This is a genomic window from Bartonella taylorii 8TBB (assembly GCF_902825155.1).
GTDB lineage: Bacteria > Pseudomonadota > Alphaproteobacteria > Rhizobiales > Rhizobiaceae > Bartonella > Bartonella taylorii_A.
This window is the reverse complement of sequence record NZ_CADEAG010000122.1, coordinates 1-452: the sequence shown is the minus strand read 5'-3', so window position 1 is coordinate 452 and position 452 is coordinate 1. Positions and strand designations below refer to the sequence as shown.

Sequence of the window (452 nt, the reverse complement as noted above, 5' to 3'; positions counted from 1 at the left end):
GGAGCCCGCTTTGCAGCCCCTAGAGTTAGCAATAGTCTTGCAGGATCAAAATTAGGTCAATTGCTCTCAAAGGCAGGTCAGTCACGTCCAAGCCAATTTGCAAGCCAATTTGTAAGCCCATTTTTAGGTATCACGAAAAACACAACGTTGCCTCATTTGCTTAAAGTAGGAGCGGCATCTGGTGCATTACACGGAGCAGGAGAGGGCGAAGGATTAGGGAATACATTTACCAGTACATTAGCTGGTGCTGGTTTAGGAGCAGGAGGGACATTGGCAGGAAGTGCTTTAGGTCATTTAGCTGGTTCTACGGTTGGTGGAATAGGAAGACTTTTTTCTCCTTCTCATAAGGAAGGCGTTGAAAAAGCAACATTAAGAGCAATCAGTAAACATTTAGGTAAGGAGGCGTCTGAAGAGCTAGGAGAATCTGTTAAGAATGCAGTTCCTACCGATTA

General features: G+C 44.9%; 1 pseudogene. It reads left to right on the top strand.

The annotated features are described in order from the left end of the window. A pseudogene (locus tag J7R13_RS08940) lies at positions 1-452 on the top strand (hypothetical protein); the annotation flags it as partial.